Origin of the sequence: Micrococcus cohnii, assembly GCF_014205175.1 — a bacterium.
Taxonomy (GTDB): domain Bacteria; phylum Actinomycetota; class Actinomycetes; order Actinomycetales; family Micrococcaceae; genus Micrococcus; species Micrococcus cohnii.
The window spans coordinates 1,571,142-1,587,886 of record NZ_JACHNA010000001.1 but is presented as its reverse complement, the minus strand read 5'-3'; the positions used below and the strand labels follow the sequence as shown (position 1 = coordinate 1,587,886).

Annotated in this window: 14 protein-coding genes and 1 tRNA gene; 13 read left to right on the top strand and 2 right to left on the bottom strand. The window is 72.4% G+C overall.

The window, feature by feature from the left end:
• Nucleotides 1–45: 45 nt before the first annotated feature.
• The 6 genes from HDA30_RS07255 (at nucleotide 46) to HDA30_RS07230 (ending at nucleotide 7,848) form a co-directional block, all read left to right on the top strand.
• Nucleotides 46–669, top strand: coding sequence for a copper chaperone PCu(A)C (locus tag HDA30_RS07255; RefSeq protein ID WP_158496425.1), 624 nt, complete (start codon nucleotides 46–48; stop codon nucleotides 667–669).
• A complete protein-coding gene (locus HDA30_RS07250) occupies nucleotides 656–2,014 on the top strand; it encodes a Dyp-type peroxidase (RefSeq protein ID WP_158496426.1) in 1,359 nt (452 codons plus the stop codon). The genes HDA30_RS07255 and HDA30_RS07250 overlap by 14 nt, the downstream gene beginning before the upstream one ends.
• Before the next feature lie 99 nt (nucleotides 2,015–2,113).
• Nucleotides 2,114–4,303, top strand: a complete 2,190-nt coding sequence (locus tag HDA30_RS07245; RefSeq protein WP_184241508.1) for a bifunctional copper resistance protein CopD/cytochrome c oxidase assembly protein — start codon at nucleotides 2,114–2,116, stop codon at nucleotides 4,301–4,303.
• Nucleotides 4,290–5,171 (top strand): hypothetical protein, encoded by an 882-nt coding sequence (locus HDA30_RS07240; RefSeq protein WP_343059323.1) that lies wholly within the window; start codon nucleotides 4,290–4,292, stop codon nucleotides 5,169–5,171. The genes HDA30_RS07245 and HDA30_RS07240 overlap by 14 nt, the downstream gene beginning before the upstream one ends.
• 80 nt (nucleotides 5,172–5,251) lie before the next feature.
• Entirely contained in the window at nucleotides 5,252–7,300 is a 2,049-nt protein-coding gene (locus tag HDA30_RS07235; RefSeq protein ID WP_184241507.1) for an NHL domain-containing thioredoxin family protein, read from the top strand.
• Nucleotides 7,301–7,371: 71 nt separating this feature from the next.
• A complete protein-coding gene (locus HDA30_RS07230) occupies nucleotides 7,372–7,848 on the top strand; it encodes a flavodoxin domain-containing protein (RefSeq protein ID WP_184241506.1) in 477 nt (158 codons plus the stop codon).
• Nucleotides 7,849–7,872: 24 nt separating this feature from the next.
• On the opposite strand, the gene HDA30_RS07225 is transcribed toward HDA30_RS07230, so the two are convergent.
• The gene (locus HDA30_RS07225; protein WP_158496430.1) at nucleotides 7,873–8,856 is read right to left on the bottom strand and encodes an AEC family transporter; all 984 of its coding nucleotides are present in this window, start codon (nucleotides 8,854–8,856) and stop codon (nucleotides 7,873–7,875) included.
• A gap of 119 nt (nucleotides 8,857–8,975) precedes the next feature.
• A tRNA-Gly gene (locus HDA30_RS07220) sits at nucleotides 8,976–9,046 on the bottom strand.
• 98 nt (nucleotides 9,047–9,144) lie between these two features.
• On the opposite strand from HDA30_RS07220, the gene dcd reads away from it, so the two are divergent.
• From dcd to mnhG, 7 genes are all read left to right on the top strand, one after another.
• Nucleotides 9,145–9,726 carry a dCTP deaminase gene (gene dcd / locus HDA30_RS07215; RefSeq protein ID WP_158496431.1) on the top strand — a complete coding sequence of 194 codons (582 nt, stop codon included), beginning with the start codon at nucleotides 9,145–9,147 and terminating at the stop codon, nucleotides 9,724–9,726.
• A gap of 139 nt (nucleotides 9,727–9,865) precedes the next feature.
• Nucleotides 9,866–13,057: a Na+/H+ antiporter subunit A gene (locus tag HDA30_RS07210; protein ID WP_184241505.1), complete on the top strand. Its 3,192-nt coding sequence runs from the start codon at nucleotides 9,866–9,868 to the stop codon at nucleotides 13,055–13,057.
• Nucleotides 13,054–13,632: a Na(+)/H(+) antiporter subunit C gene (locus HDA30_RS07205; protein WP_158496433.1), complete on the top strand. Its 579-nt coding sequence runs from the start codon at nucleotides 13,054–13,056 to the stop codon at nucleotides 13,630–13,632. The genes HDA30_RS07210 and HDA30_RS07205 overlap by 4 nt, the downstream gene beginning before the upstream one ends.
• A 47-nt stretch (nucleotides 13,633–13,679) precedes the next feature.
• The gene (locus HDA30_RS07200; RefSeq protein WP_246418873.1) at nucleotides 13,680–15,263 is read left to right on the top strand and encodes a Na+/H+ antiporter subunit D; all 1,584 of its coding nucleotides are present in this window, start codon (nucleotides 13,680–13,682) and stop codon (nucleotides 15,261–15,263) included.
• A complete protein-coding gene (locus HDA30_RS07195; protein ID WP_184241504.1) occupies nucleotides 15,250–16,014 on the top strand; it encodes a Na+/H+ antiporter subunit E in 765 nt (254 codons plus the stop codon). The genes HDA30_RS07200 and HDA30_RS07195 overlap by 14 nt, the downstream gene beginning before the upstream one ends.
• A complete protein-coding gene (locus HDA30_RS07190; protein ID WP_158496435.1) occupies nucleotides 16,011–16,361 on the top strand; it encodes an MrpF/PhaF family protein in 351 nt (116 codons plus the stop codon). Before HDA30_RS07195 ends, HDA30_RS07190 begins: the two co-directional genes overlap by 4 nt.
• Complete coding sequence (gene mnhG / locus HDA30_RS07185; protein ID WP_158496436.1) at nucleotides 16,354–16,722, top strand: monovalent cation/H(+) antiporter subunit G; 369 nt, start codon at nucleotides 16,354–16,356, stop codon at nucleotides 16,720–16,722. Before HDA30_RS07190 ends, mnhG begins: the two co-directional genes overlap by 8 nt.
• Nucleotides 16,723–16,745 lie beyond the last annotated feature (23 nt).

Below are 16,745 nucleotides of genomic sequence, written 5' to 3'. Positions count from 1 at the left end.
GCTCGCCCTCGGTGTGCCCATCTCTGCTCAGAAAGAAGTCTCATCATGATGAAGAACCACCTGTCTCTCGCGGCCCTCGCGGCGGGGCTGCTGCTGCTCACTGGCTGCGCCGCCGGCGGTGACCAGGGCGGCTCGGGCGAGACCGCCTCCGCTGCTTCCGAGACCGCCGCCTCTGCCGCCGGCTCCGCGAGCTCCTCTGCCGAAGGCTCCACTGCGTCCGGCTCCGACGTGGCACAGGGCGAGGGCCCGCTGACCATGACCGATCCGTGGACCAAGGCCACCGATGAGTCCATGACGATGACCGGCTCGTTCGGCACGCTGACGAACACCTCCGACGAGCCCGTGCACATCACCGGGGTGCGCTCCGAGACCGGCTCGCACGTGGGGCTGCACCGGATGCAGGACGACGGCTCCGGCCAGATGAGCATGACTGAGGCCGAAGACGGTTTCACCGTCGAGCCCGGCGCGACCTTCGAACTGGTTCCCGGCGGCGAGCACGTGATGTTCATGGGCCTGGAGGAGCCGATCGAGCCGGGCGAGGAGGTCACCTACGTCCTCGAGACCGAGGACGGCGACGAGCTCGAGGTCACCTCGGTGGCCCGCGAGTTCGCCGGCGCCCAGGAGTCCTACGCCCCCGAGGAGGACGGCCAGGGCCATGGCGAGCACTGAGGACGGCACGGGCACGGCCGAAGTCGGACGCCGCGGCCTGCTGCTGGGCGCCGGCGTGCTCGGTGGCGGACTCCTCGGCTCTTCCGTGGGGTACGCCGCGGGGCACACCGCAGCCCGCCCCGCCTCAGGCGCGGGCTCCGCCCCGGGCGGGGAGGGAGCCGCGACGCCGGCACCGCAGTCCGCCTCGGGACAGATCGGCGTCGACGGCTGGGCCGAGCCCGGCGGCGAGTCCGCACGGGTCGCGGTGAGCTCGCCGGTCGGCACGGACACCATCGCCTTCCACGGCCCGCGCCAGGCGGGCATCGACACCCCCGCCCAGACGCACGCGGTGTTTCTGGCCTTCGACCTGCGCGAGAACGCCGACCGCGACGCGATCGGACGCATGCTGCGGCTGCTCACGGACGACGCCGCGCGGCTCACCCAGGGCCGTGCGACCCTGGCCGACACCGAGCCGGAACTGGCGGCCGCGCCGGCCCGGCTGACCGTGACGTTCGGCTTCGGCCCCGAGCTGCTGCGTCGCGTGGCCCCGGACCGGGCGCCGGCATGGCTGCGGCCGCTGCCGGCATTCGAGCGGATCGACGAGCTGGACGAGGCGTACTGCGACGGCGACCTGCTGCTGCAGATCTGCGGGGACGACCCCATGTCCATTGCGCACGCTCGGCGCATGCTGACCAAGAACGCGCGGGCGTTCGCGCAGCCGCGCTGGGCCCAGACCGGGTTCCGCGCGGCCCGCGGCGCCCACCCGAACGGAACGACGATGCGCAACCTGTTCGGGCAGGTCGACGGCACCGCGAACCCGAGGCCGGAGACGGCCCCGTCCGAGCGGCTCGTCTGGGGAGCCCGGGCCCAGGGCGACGCGAGCGAGCCCACCCGGCTCACACCGTGGATCGAAGACGGCACCTCCCTGGTGCTGCGCCGGATCCGCATGGAGTTGGACACGTGGGACGAGCTCGATCGCCCGGCGAAGGAACAGGTGATCGGTCGGCGTCTGGGCACCGGGGCGCCCCTGACCGGTGAGCGGGAGGACGACCCGGTCGACCTCGAGGCGACCGGGCCCACGGGGTTCCCCGTGATCTCCGACGTGGCCCACGTGCGCCGGGCCCGGCTGGACGGGCCGGACGCGGGCATGCTGCGCCGCGGCTACAACTACGACGACGCGGGGGAGTCCGGGCTGCTGTTCGCCGCCTACCAGTGCGACGTCGACGCCCAGTTCGTCCCAGTGCAGGAGCGGCTCGCCGAGTCCGACCACCTGAACATCTGGACGACCCCGGTCGGCTCGGCCGTGTTCGCGATCCCGCCGGGCTGCCCCGAGGGCGGGTACATCGGCCAGCAGCTGTTCGACTGACCCGACGAGCGTCTCCGTCCGGGGCCTCGCGCCCGCGACGCCCCGGACGCAGACGGGCCCCGCCGCACGCAAGCTCCCCGAGGGGAGAGAATGGACCTCATGCCCACCACCGACACCGCACCCACCGCAGACCGCCCCGCCCGCATCCCCGCGGACGCCGGCCGCGTCGGCCTGCCCCCGTGGGTCGCCGCGGCCGTGCCGGTCGTCGGGCTGCTGACGGTCGTCGCCGCGGCCCTGGTCACCGGCATCGCCGCCCCCGATCAGCTCTCCGACCCCGGCGCGCTGACCCGCTGGGGCGTGCCGGTCTCCGAGTTCCTGGCGAGCCTGTCGATGACCGTCACGATCGCCGCCGTGATCTTCGCGGCCGGGGTGCTGCCGCCCGAGGTCGGCCGGCGGCGCCGTCGACGCGCCGGCGCGCGCGCCGCCCAGGAACCCCACGAGCGGGACGAACACCCGGCGTTCACGCTCACCATGACGATCGCCGCGGCCGGCGCGGCGGTGTGGACGCTGTCCTCGCTGGCCGTGGCGGTGCTCTCGTACTCGGACCTGGCGGGCGTGCCGGTCTCGGCCGGCGAACAGTTCACCGCCGGGCTCATGGTCTACGCCCAGCAGATCTCCGTCGGTCGGGCCTGGTTCGCCACGGCGGCCATCGCCGCGGTCGTCACCTCACTGGCGGTCGCCGTGCGCGGCCATGCAGGCCTGTTCTGGACCGGCATCGTCGCGATGCTCGGCATCGTGCCGCAGGCGCTCATCGGTCACGCCGCCGGCGGCGACGACCACTACGGCGCGGTGAACTCGATCGGCCTGCACCTGCTCGGCGTCATCGTGTGGGTCGGCGGCCTGCTCGTGCTCGTGCTGATTTCGGGCCGGCTCGTCGGCGAGGACGGCGCGCAGGGCACCCACTCGGCCTATCGGCAGGGCCGGGCCCCGCTGCTGGCCACCGTCCTGTCCCGCTACTCGGTGCTCGCCGGCCTCGGCCTGGTCACCGTCGTGGCCTCGGGCGTCGTCAACGCCACAATCCGCATGAACCGCGTCGAGCAGCTGTTCAGCGAGTACGGCCTGCTCGTGCTGGCCAAGGCCGCGGTGAGCCTGATGCTCGGGTTCCTCGGTCTGCTGCACCGGCGGTGGATCATCCCGCAGCTGCGCGGTGCCGCGGACACCGCCGGGGAGCGCGAGGAGCTCGAGTCCCCGCGGCCGGCCCGTCGCCTGCTGTGGCAGCTGATCGCCGTCGAGGCCCTGCTGATGGGGGCCGTGCTCGGCGCCTCCGCGGTGCTCTCCCGCACCGCCCCGCCCGTGCCCGAGGAGCTGGCGCCCGACGCGACGCCCGCCCGCATCCTCACCGGCTACGAGCTGCCGCCCGAGCTGACGTTCGAGCGCTGGTTCACGCAGTGGCGGTTCGACTGGCTGTGGGTCGCCGTCGCCCTGTTCCTGGCCCTGTGGTACCTGGGGGCCGTGCGGCGACTGCGCCGCCGCGGGGACCCGTGGCCGGTGCTGCGCACCCTGTGCTGGCTCGCCGGTCTGGTGGTGCTCACGTGGGCGACATCCGGGGCACCTGCCGTCTACGGCATGGTGCTGTTCTCGGCGCACATGGTCGGGCACATGACCCTGACGATGATCGCCCCGGTGTTCCTGGTGCTGGGCGCCCCCATCACGCTGGCCCTGCGCTCGCTGCCCGTGCGCACCGACGGCACTCGCGGGCCCCGCGAGTGGATCCTGTGGATCGTGCACTCTCCGTGGGGTGCGTTCGTCACGCACCCGATCGTCGCCGGGGTGAACTTCGCCGGGTCGATCCTGGTCTTCTACTACACGGACTTCTTCCGCTTCGCCCTGGACGAGCACGTCGGCCATGAGCTGATGAACGCTCACTTCCTGCTCACCGGCTTCGTGTTCGCGCTCGTGATGATCGGCGCCGACCCGCTGCCGCGGCGCCCTCCCTACCCGCTGCGGCTCGTGCTGCTGCTGGCGACCATGGTCCAGCACGCGTTCATCGGCGTCGCCATGACGTCCTCGACCGGCCTCATGCAGGCCTCGTGGTTCGGCAACCTCGGCCGCGACTGGGGCCCGGACCCGCTGGCCGACCAGCGGATCGGCGGCGCCATCATGTGGGGGATCGGCGAGTTCCCGACGGTGCTGATGGCCGTCACCGTCGCCGTGCTGTGGGCGCGTGACGACTCCAAGCGCGCCGCCCGGCTCGACCGCCAGGCCGACCGCGACGGCGACGCCGAGCTCGCCGCGTGGAACTCGATGTACGACCAGCTCAATCAGGAGGATCCCCGTGTTCGCCGCTGACCCCGCCCGCGCGCCCCGCCGCGCCGCCAGCGCCCGCCTGCCCCGCGTCGCCGCAGTGGGAGCAGCCCTCGCCCTGGCGCTGAGCGCGTGCTCGGGCGGCGAGGAGCAGAACCCCGCCGGCGGCCAGGAGGGCTCCGCCACGGCCCAGGACGTCGAAGCCTCCGGTCAGGTCGGTCAGGACGGGGCCGCCTCGGACGAACAGGCCGCCGACGTCGCGCGCGGGCTTGAGCTGGGCGACCGCCCCGACCAGAAGATGGCCCAGGCCGCTGCCGAACGCGCCGCGACCTTCGGGTTCGTCCGTCAGCAGGCCGCCAGCGAGCAGGAGGTGCAGCGCAGCCGCGACGACAACCGCGCCCGACTGCAGAACCCGGGCCGCACCACGGTCGAGCCCTCCGACTGCAAGGCACCGCTCACGGCCCTGGACTTCTCACCGATCATGCTGGACACCCGGGAGACGACCCGCATCGACGTCGGCGCGGATTCGTTCACCGGCACCGGCACCATCGAGGTCGCCGCGCTCGACGGGCCCGGCCGTCAGCGCGTGGAGAAGCACCTGCAGACCGTCAACACACTCGCGCAGGATTGCGAGACGATGACCATGACGGTGGCCGAGGACGGCACCGAGACGCGGTTCGAGCTGCGCGCTGAGAAGGCCGACCTCTCGGACGGCTCGCCCGCTCAGTCCGGGCTCGTGTGGCGGCGCTGGCTGCCCAGCGACGAGGACCAGAAGCTCACCGTGCAGGTGCTCACGGCCACCACCGACGATCACGTCGTCATGGTCTCCTTCGCCGGCCAGGACGAGACGGGGCGGCGGGAGTTCACGCTCATGGCCGAGGAGATCCTCGCCGCCGCCCGCCGCGCCGACTGACCGCTCCCGGCGCGGCCTGCATGACGCCGCGCGGCCCACCCCGTGCGGCGCCGGGGCCGCCGTCGGCCACAATGGGGCGCATGACCGAACCGCATGCCTCGCAGCCCCACGCCCCTCGCGCCGCCTCCCGTGTGCGCGCCTCGGCCCTGAGCGGTCGCGGCTGGCTCAACACCGGCGGCGAGCAGCTGAGCCTGGAGTCGCTGCGCGGCAAGATCGTCGTGCTCGACTTCTGGACGTTCTGCTGCATCAACTGCCTGCACGTGCTCGACGAGCTGCGCCCGCTCGAGGAGGAGTTCTCGGACGTGCTGGTCACCGTCGGCGTGCACTCGCCGAAGTTCGAGCACGAGGCGGACCCCGACGCGCTGGCCGCGGCCGTCGAGCGCTACGAGATCGCCCACCCCGTCCTCGACGACCCGGAGCTGGCCACGTGGCAGGCCTACGCCGCGAGGGCGTGGCCGACGCTCGTCGTCGTGGACCCTGAGGGAAATATCGCCGCGCACCTCTCCGGCGAGGGGCACGTGGCGGGTCTGCGCTCGCTCGTGCAGGAGCTCGTCGCCGAGCACGAGGCGGCGGGCACGCTGCACCGCGGTTCCGGGCCCTATGTGCCGCCCGAGCCGGTGGCCCGCGACGTGCGTTTCCCCGGCAAGGCGATCTCCCTGGCCGGGCGGGGCAGTCGCCCCGGCACGTTCCTGGTCGCGGACACCGGCCACCACCGGCTCGTCGAGGTCGACGCGGATCTGAGCAGCGTCGTGCGGGCGATCGGTGGAGGCGACCCGGCCGAGGCCTCCGGTGCCCAAGCCGAGCTCGCGTTCCCGACGCCGGCCGTGCGCGGTCATGCCGACGGCGGGCCGGAGCAGGCGCTGTTCTCCGAGCCCAATGGCATGACCCTGCTGCCGACCGAGATCGCCGCGCGGGTCGGCTACGACGTCGTCGTCGCCGACACCGTGAACCACCGTCTGCGCGGGCTCGAACTCGCCACCGGCCGGGTGCGCACCCTCGCCGGCAACGGCGTGCAGGCGCTCATCGACTCGGAACGGGCCAAGCGGCCGGCGGCCGTCGAACCCGGCCCGCTGCCCGGCGATCCCACGAGCCTGGCCCTGTCCTCCCCGTGGGACCTCGTGTGGGACGAGACCGCGGGACACGTCGTGATCGCGATGGCCGGCACCCATCAGATCCACGCCTACGACCCCGTGGCCGAAGAACTGTCGCTGCTGGCCGGCACGGGGCTGGAGGGGCTCACCGACGGTCCGGCGGCCGAGGCCTGGTTCGCGCAGACCTCCGGGCTGTCGGTCGACGGCGACGGCGCCGTGTGGGCCGCCGACTCCGAGACCTCCGCCCTGCGCCGGATCACCGCCGACGACCACGGCGTGCGCGTCGAGACCGCCGTGGGCGCCGGACTGTTCGACTTCGGACACGTCGACGGGCCCGCCGAACAGGCGCGCCTGCAGCATCCGCTGGGCGTGGCGGCGCTGCCGGACGGGTCCGTGCTGATCGCCGACACCTACAACGGGGCCGTCCGTCGGCACGTGCCGGCCGGGGTCGACGCCGCCGGCCGTGAGCGCCCCGCCCAGGTGCAGACCCTCGCGCAGGGCCTGGCCGAGCCCTCGGACGTGCTCGTCGAGATCGACGCGGACGGCGCGGCCACCTCCATCGTCGTGGTGGAGACGAACGCTCACCGACTCACTCGCCTCGCGGTGCCCGAGGAGTACCTCACCGTGGACGAGGGCGCCCGGCAGACCCAGCGGCCGCGCACCCCGGTCGTCGCCGGCGAGCATGAGCTGCGCATCGGCTTTGCCGCGCCGGCCGGGCAGAAGCTCGACGACCGCTGGGGTGATCCGACCCAGGTGAAGGTCTCGGCCTCGCCGGAGTCGTTGCTGCTCGAGGGCGCCGGCACCTCCACCGGTCTGCTGCGTCGACTGCGCCTGAACCCCGAGGTGGCCGAGGGCGTCCTGCACGTGACGGCCCGCGCCGCGGCGTGCGACGGCGAGGCCGGCCAGCCCATCCCGGACCACGCGGCGTGCCACCTGTACCAGCAGGACTGGGGGATCCCCGTGACGGTCCACGCCGAGGACGCAGCCCCAGAGCAGGCGGCGAGGCATCTCGACCTGGACCTGCGCGGGATACACTGACCGACAGGACTCGGGCCGGTCACGGCCCCTGTCGACTCGCTCGCCCCCGATCCAGTGAGGACCGCACTTCCATGACCACGCTCGTCGTCTCCTCCTCCGCCCACGGCTCCACCCGGCAGATCGCCGAGCGCGTCGCCCAGACCCTGCGCGACGCCCAGGCCATCGACACGGTTGTGGAGGACGTCTCGGAGGCGGCGGTGTGGCTGGCCACGGCCGACGCCGTGGTCGTCGCCGCGCCGGTGTACAACGGTCGGCTCGCCAAGGACGCGCAGGGATTCCTGGACACCCGCCGCGCCGAGCTGACCAAGAAGCCGCTCGTGCTGCTGGTCTCCGGCGGCGCACCGGAGCTCGACGCGGACCTGCGAGCCAAGCTCGAGGCTTACGGCCCGCGGGAGATCGGCTACTTCCGCGGCGCGGTCGTCGAGGAGCGCCTCGGGTTCCTGGACAAGCTGAAGATCAAGCTGGCCGGCGCGCGTTTCGGCGACTTCCGCCAGTGGGACGAGATCGAGCACTGGGCCAAGTCCCTGCACGGCCACGGCGCTGCCTGAGGCGGCGCCCGCGCGCCGCGTGCCTCAGCCCAGCGCGGCGGCGGCGCCGACCATGACGGGAATCGCCAGCACGGTCGTCAGGAGCACGGCGTCCTTCGCGACCACCTCGCCGGTCTCATAGCGCACGGCCGCGACGTACACATTCTGCGCCGTCGGCAGGCAGGCCAGCACCACCGCGACCAGCAGGTCCTGGCCGCTGAGCGCGAAGACCTGCGCTGCGATCGTCCAGGCCGCCAGCGGATGCAGCACGAGTTTGCACCCGGCGGCCAGCAGCGTGTCCGGCAGTCGGCCCTCGGCCCGGCGCAGCGGGCGCGAGCCGACCAGGGACATGCCGAACGCGATCAGCATGGCCGGGATGGACAGCCCGCCGATCAGCTCGATCGAGTCCCACAGCGGATCGGGCAGGCCCCACCCGGTCAGGGAGACCACCAGGCCGCCCAGCGAGCCGATGATCAACGGGTTCCGCCCCGTCTGCGCGAGCTGTCGCAGCACCCGCCGACGGCGCGAGAACGGCGTCGGGCCGGCGGCCGGGACCCCGTCCGGGGCTCGGGCGCTCTCGGCGGAGAGCGTCGCTTCGAGCGCCGTGATGTACAGGGGCGTGTAGAGCGCCAGCTGGAAGAGGATCACGGGGGCGGCGAGCGCGGCGTCGCCGAACACGTAGGCGGCGACCGGCAGCCCCAGATTGGCCGAGTTCACCATCGAGGCGCTCAGACCGTGAATGATCCGTTCCGAGTTGGCCCGCCGGGGCAACAGCAGCCGGGACAGGCTCATGTGCAGGGCCGCGCACAGCAGCCCGGATGAGGCGGCGACCCCCAGCTGCGGACCGAGCACGGCGCCGACGTCCGCGGTCGCGAGCGTCGTGAACAGCAAGGCGGGGGAACCGATGAAGAAGGCCGCGCGGGACAGGACCGGCCGGGCCTCCGGACCCAGGACGCCGGTGCGCCCCACGAGCATGCCGACGCCGATGATGACCCAGACGACGGTGAAGCCCGAGAGGACCTGACCCACCCTGACCCTTCCCGGCGGCCCCGCATACCGGTCGGCCGCCTGCTCTGTCTGTCGCTGCGGGGACGCGAAAGGCCCGGCGAGAACCGGGCCTGCGGCGGAGCGGACTCCGCGATGAACGGAGCGGGCGACGGGAATCGAACCCGCGTATCTTGCTTGGGAAGCAAGCGCTCTACCATTGAGCTACGCCCGCGCAACCGCTCGGCATTCCGCCTGCGGCGCGAGGACCACCCTACACCACGCCACGGTCGGTGCCGGTGCGCGCCGGCCGGACTGCGCTACCGTGAACCCGTGCTGCTCAGTGACCGCGATATCCGCTCCGAGATCGAGGCAGGGCGCGTCGCCCTGGACCCGTTCGACCCCTCCTTCGTCCAGCCGGCCTCCCTCGATGTCCGCCTGGACCGCCACTTCCGGCTCTTCGACAACCACCGGTACGCGCACATCGATCCCGCCCAGGAGCAGGACGAACTGACGCGCCTGGTCGAGGTGGATCCCGACGAGCCGTTCGTGCTGCACCCCGGCGAGTTCGTCCTGGGCTCCACGTACGAGCAGGTGAGCCTGCCCGCGGACGTCGCCGCCCGTCTGGAGGGCAAGTCCTCCCTGGGTCGTCTGGGTCTGCTGACTCACTCGACCGCCGGGTTCATCGACCCCGGGTTCACCGGGCACGTCACGCTCGAGTTGTCCAACATGGCGACGCTGCCCATCAAGCTCTGGCCCGGCATGAAGGTCGGCCAGCTGTGCTTCTTCAGGCTCTCCAGCCCCGCCGAGCACCCCTACGGCTCCGGCCCGCACGGGAACCGGTATCAGGGCCAGCGCGGGCCGACGGCCTCCCGGTCGCACCTGAACTTCCACCGCACCGTCGTCGAGCGCTGAGCGCCGGGGGCGAGCGGTCCCCGGAATATGGAGCCGGACGGTGCGACTCGGTAGAATGCCTGCAACCCTCGCCCGACCCGGCACCGCTTGCTCTGCATGACGCGGGTGAGTCCCGACCCCGCCACGACGAAGGGACTGCATGCTCGTCACCCTGATCGGCCTGTTCACCGTGGCCTGCGCCGCGCCTCTTCTCTTCCGGTGGACGGGTCGTGACGGGTTCTACGCGCTCGCCGCAGCGCCGGCGGCCGGGTTCCTCTGGCTGCTGACCCAGTTGCCCGCGGTCCTCTCCCTGCAGTCCGCGCTCGACGCGGGCGAGCCCGTGCCCGCCGGATCCGCGCACCTGGTGCGTGAGATCGAGTGGATTCCCTACCTGGGCGTCTCCCTCGCCTTCCGCCTCGACGCGCTCTCGGCGTTCATGGCCCTGATCGTGCTCGGCGTCGGGGCGCTCGTGCTGGCCTACTGTGCCCGCTACTTCCGCCGCCACGAGCCCAAGGACGCCGTGTTCGGCGCGCAGCTGCTCGCTTTCGCCGGCGCGATGTTCGGGCTGGTCACCACCGACGACCTGATGGTGCTCTACACGTTCTGGGAGATCACCTCGGTCCTGTCGTTCCTGTTGATCGGGTACTCCGGGCAGCGCATCTTCGCCCGCCGCTCGGCGATCCAGGCGCTGATCGTCACCACACTCGGGGGCCTGGCGATGCTCGTCGGCCTCGTGATGCTCGGCATCGCCGCCGGGTCGTGGCGCGTCTCGGCGGTCGTGGAGGCCGCTCCGGCCCTGCTCGACGGCGGCGTCTCACGTGGATACCTCGAGGCGGCGGTCGCGCTCGTGCTGCTTGGCGCGCTGACCAAGTCGGCGCAGGTGCCATTCCACTTCTGGCTGCCGTCCGCGATGGCGGCACCCACGCCGGTCTCGGCGTATCTGCACGCCGCCGCCATGGTGAAGGCGGGCGTGTTCCTCGTGGCCCGGCTGGCCCCGGCCTACGGCGAGCTGCTCAGCTGGCGGACGCTCGTGCTCGGCGTCGGGCTGCTCACCCTGCTGGTCGGCGGGTGGCGAGCGCTGCGGCAGAAGGACATCAAGCTGATCCTCGCCTACGGCACCGTCAGCCAGCTCGGGTTCCTCATGATCGCCAACGGTCTGGGCACGCGCGACGCCGCGATGGCGGGCCTGGCGATGCTGCTGGCCCACGCCCTGTTCAAGGCGCCCCTGTTCATGGTGGTCGGCATCATCGACCACGAGGCCGGCACCCGCGAGATCGGCAGGCTCTCGGGGATCGGGCGCCGCAACACCGGACTGTTCCTCGTCACGTGCCTCGCCGCGGCGTCGATGGCGGGGCTGCCGCCGCTGTTCGGGTTCGTGGCGAAGGAATCGGTGCTCGAGACGACGCTGGCCGCGGCCGAACACGGCGGCGGCTGGTGGTGGGCGGTGCCGGTCGGGCTCGTGCTCGGGTCCGTTCTCACCGTCGCCTACACGGGCCGCTTCCTCTGGGGTGCGTTCGCCACCAAGCACGTCGTCGGCGAGGACGGGTCGCGTCAGACCGTGCCGCCGACGCCGTTCCGCTCGCGCGTCACGGTCTCCGAGCTGGCCCCGGCGGCGATCCTGGCGCTGCTGTGCGTGGCCGCCGCCGTCGTGCCGGGAGCCGTCGAGCACCTGATCACCGCCTTCACGGGTGCGCTCGCCCCGCTCGAGGCCGGCCACAAGCCCGCCTATCTCGCGCTCTGGCACGGCCTGACCCCGGCGCTGGGCCTGTCCGTGCTCATCGTGCTCACCGGCGCCCTGCTCATCTGGCGGCGGTCCGGGCTTGAACGGCTGCAGGCCCGCGTGGCGTTCCCGTTCGAGGCGGCCCGCGGCTATCAGCTGATCGTCGGCGCCTTCGACGTGGCCGCCGTGTGGGTCACCGGTCGCACCCAGACCGGCTCGCTCAGCCGCTACCTGGGCATCATCCTCTCCGTCGCGCTCGTGCTGCCGGCGCTGTTCATGGTGTTCCCGGTCGGCGGCGAGACCCGGCCGCTGGTCGGGGCGTGGCTGTCCTCCGGCGTCGTGGCGGCGGAGAACTGGGCGCAGGCGTTCGTGGTCGCCGTGATCGTGGCCGGTGCGATCGCGTCGATCGGCGCTGCCAAGCGCTTCATGGCGATCCTGCTGGTCGCGGTCACCGGTTACGGCGCCGCGGCCCTGTTCGCCCTGCGCGGCGCCCCCGACCTCGCCATCACCCAGGTGCTCGTCGAGACGATCGTGCTGGTGACGATGGTGCTGGGCCTGCGGGTGCTGCCACCGAGCTGGTACGGCCACGGCATCCCCCGCGCCCGGGGTGTGCGGGCAGTGATCGCCGTCGGCTTCGCCCTGGTGATGATGTGGGTCGCGGCCACCTCGCTGGCCTCCCGCACCGCCGAACGCGTGTCGGTGCCCATGCCCGAGATGGCCTACAAGGAGGGCGACGGCACGAACGTGGTCAACGTGATCCTCGTGGACATCCGCGCGTGGGACACCTGGGGGGAGATCACCGTGCTGGCGGCGGCCGCCACGGGCGTGGCCTCCTTGATCTTCCTCCAGCAGCGGGACCGTCGCGGCGGTCGTCTCGCGGACGTGCAGACCGGTTCGGTGGGGCGGATCAACAGCGAGGGCTCGATGGGCACCGCCGTGCTGCGCACCGTGCGCCGCTTCTCGACGGAAGATTCGGCCACCTGGCTCGAGGCCGGGCGTACGCTCGCGCCCGAGCGGCGCTCGATCGTCCTCGAGGTCATCACCCGCATGCTGTTCCACGCCATGGTCCTGTACTCGATCTATCTGCTGCTCGCCGGGCACAACACCCCCGGCGGCGGTTTCGCCGGCGGCCTGCTCGCCGGTCTGGCGCTCACGCTGCGCTACCTGGCCGGCGGTCGGTACGAGCTGCAGCAGGCCATGCGCGTGCCGGCCGGCGTGCTGCTCGGCCTCGGTCTGGCGATCGCGACCGTGACCGGCCTGGTGCCCCTGATCTTCGGCAGCCAGGTGCTGCAGTCCGCCGCGCTCACCCTGCACGGGCTCTGGCTGTTCGGCGACGTCAAGCTGGTCTCCGCGACCGCCTTCGACGTCGGCGTGTACCTGGTGGTCGTCGGCCTCGTGCTGGATGTGCTCCGCGCGCTCGGCGCGGAGATCGACCGGCGCGGGGACGAGGCCCGTGCGGTGCGCGAGCGCGCTCGTGTGCGGCGCCATCGCGCCCGTCGCCAGCGTGCCGAGGCGCTGGCCACCCGCCAGAGCGGCGCCGCTCCGGCCACCGCCGCCCCGGCCGCGTCCGCCGCGGTCCGTGACGCCGGCGGGTCCGGGAACGCCGCCACCGACGAGGAGGCCCGTCGATGACCGTGAACATTGCCCTGTTGGTGGCCATGGGGGTGCTGTACGCGTGCGGCGTCTACATGGTGCTGGAACGCAACCTGACCCGGATCCTGCTGGGGATCGTGCTGATGACCAACGCGACGATTCTGCTGCTGCTGGTCGCCGGCGGCCCGCCCGGCGAGGCGCCCCTGTACGTCCCCGGTCGTCCGGGGCAGGAGTACAACGACCCGCTCCCGCAGGCCCTCATGCTCACCGCGATCGTGATCGGCTTCGCCGTCACGGCGTTCCTGGTGGCGATGATCTATCGCTCCTGGCAGCTCAGCCGCGAGGACGAGGTCGAGGTGGACGCCGAGGACCTCAAGGTGGCCTCGCAGGACCTCTACGACGCAGAGGAGGACTCGGAACTGGAGGAGGAGACCTCGGAATTCCTGGACGAGGACCGCGACCCGAACGCGGAGTACGAGCACACGAGCCCGGAGCAGCCGGAAGCGGCCACCGCCACGGCGGTCCGCCGCGGCGCCGGCACCGGATGGGCCGCCCGCCGTGCCGGGCGCCGCGCCGGTTCGCGCACCCCGCACTCGGACGGTGACCGGTCGTGATCCATCTGGCTGGGCTGCCGATCACCGACTTCGCGCCGCTGTCCGTCATGCTGCCCATCTTGGGCGCGGCGCTGACCTTCACCCTCGTGCGCCGACCGCGCGCGCAGATCACCGTCACCATCGTGGCGCTGGTGCTCACGCTCGTGCTCAACGCGCTGCTGCTCGCGGCCGTCTGGGACGTCGGGGCCGCATCCGTCTCGGTCGGCGCGTGGGATCCGCCCTACGGCATCGCCCTGGTGGTGGACCGGCTCTCGGCGCTGATGCTCGTGATCTCCTCGCTGGTCACCCTCGCCGTGCTGATCTACGCGACCGCCCAGGGCGTCGTCGACGAGGACCAGGGTGGGCCCGTCTCGATCTTCCACCCGACCTATCTGATCCTTGTGGCGGGCGTGTCCAATGCGTTCCTCGCCGGGGATCTGTTCAACCTGTACGTCGGGTTCGAGATCCTGCTGACCGCCTCCTACGTGCTGCTCACGCTCGGCGGCACCGGTCAGCGCATCCGCGCGGGCATCACCTACGTCGTCGTCTCTGTGATCTCCTCCGTGGTGTTCCTCGTGGCGATCGGCATGATCTACGCCGCCACCGGCACCGTGACGATGGCGGACCTGGCCGTCCGCCTCGGCGAGCTGCCCGCGGACGTGGAGATGGTGCTGCACGTGATGCTGCTGGCCGGTTTCGCGATTAAGGCGGCGGTCTTCCCGCTGTCCTTCTGGCTGCCGGACTCCTACCCGACGGCGCCGGCCCCGGTGACGGCGGTCTTCGCGGGGCTGCTGACCAAGGTCGGCGTGTACGCGATGATCCGCACCGAGACCCTGCTGTTCCCGGGCGAGCACGTGAACGCCCTGCTCATGGTGGTCGCGGCCCTGACGATGGTGGTCGGCATCTTCGGCGCGATGGCGCAGGCGGACATCAAGCGCATCCTCTCCTTCACCCTCGTGTCCCATATCGGCTACATGGTCTTCGGCCTCGGGCTGGCCACGCAGCTCGGGCTCGCCGCGACGGTCTTCTACGTCGCCCACCACATCACGGTGCAGACCGGGTTGTTCCTGGTGACCGGGCTGATCGAGAACCGGGCCGGCACGGCGAATCTCGAGCGCCTCGGCTCCCTCGCCTTCGTCTCCCCGCTGGTCGCGGTGCTGTTCTTCATCCCCGCGATGAACCTGGCCGGCATCCCGCCGTTCTCCGGGTTCCTCGGCAAGATCGGGCTGATCGCCGGCGGCGTCGAGCAGGACACGGGCCTGTCTTACACGCTCGTCGCGGTCAGCCTGATCGTGTCGCTGCTGACCCTGCTGGTCATGGTGCGCGCGTGGGTCCGGGCCTTCTGGCGCCGACTCGAGGACGTCGAGCATCCTCCGGCACAGCTGGTCTCCGCCTATCAACGGGCCAAAACCGCGGGCAAGCGGCCCAAACCGTTGAGTCCGGGGCTCGTGCTGCCGACGGCGGGACTGGTCGCGCTGGGCCTGGCATTCACCGTGCTGGCGGGCCCGCTCTACGACCTGTCCGACCGGGCTGCGGCCGACATGATGTCCCGCACCCCCTACATCTCCGCCGTGCTCGGCGACGAGGCGGCCCAGGACGCCGCCCGCGACCTGGCGGCCGACCCCACGGAGGCCAGCGATGACCGCGACTGACACCGGACCGGCGCGGGAACGGGGCAGCACGGCCCCGGCCGATGCGGCCTCCGACACCACGGACGGCGCGCGCCCGGGCGGCCGCCGCGGCGGTGCTCGGCGCCCCCAGTGGTCCATGGTGGCCGTGATGAGCGTGCTCTGGGCGGCGGCATGGCAGGACTTCGGCCCGCACGTGCTGCTGACCGGAGCGGTGTTCTCCCTGCTGGTGATGTGGGTGTTCCCGCTGCCGACGATCCCGTTCCCGGGCCGACTGCACCCCTGGTATTGCCTCGTGTTCACCGCCCGGTTCCTGTGGTCCGTCCTCCTCGGCTCGCTCCAGGTGGCCTGGGTCGTGATGGTCCGTCCGCGGGTCTCCCGGCACTCGATCGTCGAGATGCGGCTGCGCAGCCACCAGGACATGATCCTGACCCTCACCAGTCATGCGCTCGGGCTCGTGCCCGGCTCGATCGTCCTGGACGTCGACCGCGTGACCGCGACCCTGTACCTCCACTGTCTCGACGTCTCGGACGACGAGGCCATCGAGTCGATTAAGGCGGAGGCACTGGCCACGGAGGCGGCGATCATCCGGGCGATCGGCTCACGGGAGGATCGGGAGCTGCTGCGGCGCTATCCGGTCTCGGCCCCGCCGTTCGAGCAGATCGACGTTCCCGGGCAACCGGCACCGCACCGGCCCGACGCCGAGGAGCCGCCGTCGGCCGAGGTTTCCGGGGCCGGGCCGCGGCAGGCGACGACCGAGAAGGAGCGAGGATGAGCACACCCCTGTTCGTGGCCGGGATCGTCGGTGGGACGATGCTCGCCGTCGGCGCGGCGGGCGCCATCTACCGGATCGTGCGCGGGCCGTCCCTGCTGGACCGGGCCATCGCCTCGGACGTGCTGCTCGTCGTGCTCGGGGCGGCGCTGGTGCTGGATATGGCCGTGCGCGGTCACACCCAGACGATCGTCTTGGTCATGCTCGCCGCGATGGTGGGCTTCGTCGGCTCCGTCACGATCGCCCGGTTCGTCGAGGACCTGCGTCCCGAGCACGGGCGCGAGCCGAACGATCGGGTGCGCGCGGGCGAGGACACCGCGTCGGCGATGAAGGAGGAGCACCGTGGCTGAGCTCGACCTGGTGTGGGACGTCGTGTCCGCGGTGCTGCTGATCGGCGGCTGTCTGCTCTCGCTGATCGCCGGCGTGGGGCTGATGGTGCTGCCGGATCTGCTCACCCGGATGCACGCGGCCGCGAAGCCCCAGGTGCTCGGGCTGCTCCTGCTGCTGGCCGGCCTGGCCGTGCAGTGGCGGGCGTGGCCGTGGCTGCCGGTGCTGGTGCTGGCGTGGGTGCTGCAGGCCCTCACCGGTCCGGTGGCGGCGCATCTGATCGCTCGCGCGGGGTATCGCACCAAGCACGTGCGGCGCGAGCGGCTGCATCGGGACGAGCTGGCCGACGTCGTGCGCACCGGCCGACACGGGGAACACGACTGAGCGCACCGGACCGGTGGCCTGGC